Below are 1,750 nucleotides of genomic sequence, written 5' to 3'. Positions count from 1 at the left end.
TTCAATTGTTTAGCCATTTGTAAACTCCTTTCTCTTATTGTAAACGAAAAGTAGACAGTTTTTATTTTCTGTCTACTTTTCTTGTCCTAGTTTAAAACGCCAACAAATTATTTTTAAAAATGCTAAAAATTTTCATCAACAAATGGGCTATAAAAGCAATTGCACTAAACCAATTTTTAGCTTTATAAATTTATGGTCTTATTAATATAGAAATTAAATTATTTGTTTATAATAAGCACGAGTAATTAATTTACTCCTTGGCCACAAGGCCCAGAAGTCCAGAAGGAGAAAAAATGTCAAAATACGAAATTATGTTAATTGTTGACCCCAAAGCTGAAGCTAAAGTCGGTTTCGATTTAGTTGAAGAAGTTTTTGGTAAAGACAATATTAAAAAAGCTGAAAAGTTAGAATTAACTGATTTAGCTTACAAAATTAATGGCTCTTTAAAAGCTCAATACTTATTATTCAATCTTGACGCTGAAAGCAACTTAATTGCTGAATTCACACGTCGTAGCAATATTAAAAAAGAAATTTGAAGACAATTAGTAATCAATTTAGATACAGAAAAAGGTTTTGGTAAACCAAAAAAAGTTGCCAAAAAACACAGTTTCTTCAAAAAGAACACAGAAAACAGAGAATTTAAAAAACCAAGAGTTCAAAAAACAGAAAACGCTGAATAATTAATCAAGATTAAGAAAGAGGTTGAAAATGAATTTAAACAAAGTTATTATCATAGGCAGAATTAGTTCGGACGTAAGAGTGTATACTACACAATCAAATGTTCAATATACAAGATTTACTGTTGCGGTTAATCGTAGATCAAATCAAAATACCGAAATAACTGATTTTATTAGAGTTGTTGGTTGAAGAGGTCAAGCAACATTTATCGGTAACTTTTTACAAAAAGGTGATTTAGTAAGCATTGAAGGCTATCTTCAATCATCAGAATACAATGATAAAAATGGTAACAAAGTAAGAGACATGGATGTAGTGATTGAAAACATCAGTCCACTTGAAACCAAAGAAGTCAGAGAAAACCGCCGTGGAAGAGTTGCTTCAACAGCTCAAAATAATAATTATAGTTACAATAATAATTACAACAATTATGCGCAAAACAATAATAATTATGCGCAATCAAATAATGCAAAAGGTTTTCAATCGATGCCAACATTTGCAAACCAGTCAACTAATAATGTGCCATCAAATAACTTAAATGAAAGAGATTGAACTGATATTCAACCTTCAAACAACGAAACAACTTATACTTCAGAAAAAGCAAAAGTAGGTTTTACACTTAATCATTTGCCAGAAACAGATGATCTTGATTAGAAAGGTATAATAATGAAAAAAACTAACAAAAAACCAGGTTTTATTAAACGTCGTAAATGTGAAATTTGTGAAGCTAGACTTAACTATGTTGATTACAAAGATATCGAATTTTTAAACAAATTTATTAATGGTACAGGTCAAATCAAAGCTAAAAGCCTTACAGGCGCATGTGCTAAAGACCAAAGAAAAATTGCTACAGCTATCAAAAGAGCTCGTTTCATGGCTTTAATGCCTTATTCAAAAGACCGTGTTCGTGTTGTTAAATCAGCACAAAACTAGTATTAATTTAAAAGCATGCATTGGGCATGCTTTTTGTTTTATTAATCAAAAAATGCAATAAAAAAAGCCGCTCCCTATTTTCACATCTCTGCTATCTTCGGCACTAAAGGGCTTAACTACTGAGTTCGGAATGGTATCAGGT

Annotated in this window: 3 protein-coding genes; all 3 read left to right on the top strand. The window is 30.3% G+C overall.

Going from position 1 to position 1,750, the window contains the following annotated elements:
* The first annotated feature begins 293 nt into the window (after positions 1 to 293).
* Genes rpsF through rpsR form a run of 3 tightly spaced genes read left to right on the top strand, consistent with a single transcriptional unit; the run spans position 294 to position 1,608 of the window.
* On the top strand, positions 294 to 680 hold the full coding sequence (gene rpsF, locus T395_RS0103140; RefSeq protein ID WP_029513015.1) for a 30S ribosomal protein S6: 387 nt from the start codon (positions 294 to 296) through the stop codon (positions 678 to 680).
* A 28-nt stretch (positions 681 to 708) separates the two neighbouring features.
* Entirely contained in the window at positions 709 to 1,329 is a 621-nt protein-coding gene (locus T395_RS03560; protein ID WP_051617854.1) for a single-stranded DNA-binding protein, read from the top strand.
* Between the two features lie 12 nt (positions 1,330 to 1,341).
* The gene (rpsR, locus tag T395_RS0103130; RefSeq protein ID WP_029513013.1) at positions 1,342 to 1,608 is read left to right on the top strand and encodes a 30S ribosomal protein S18; all 267 of its coding nucleotides are present in this window, start codon (positions 1,342 to 1,344) and stop codon (positions 1,606 to 1,608) included.
* Positions 1,609 to 1,750: the final 142 nt, after the last annotated feature.

It is taken from the genome of Mycoplasmopsis iners ATCC 19705 (assembly GCF_000701805.1).
Taxonomy (GTDB): domain Bacteria; phylum Bacillota_I; class Bacilli_A; order Mycoplasmatales; family Metamycoplasmataceae; genus Mycoplasmopsis; species Mycoplasmopsis iners.
This window is presented reverse-complemented; position numbering and strand designations above follow the sequence as displayed.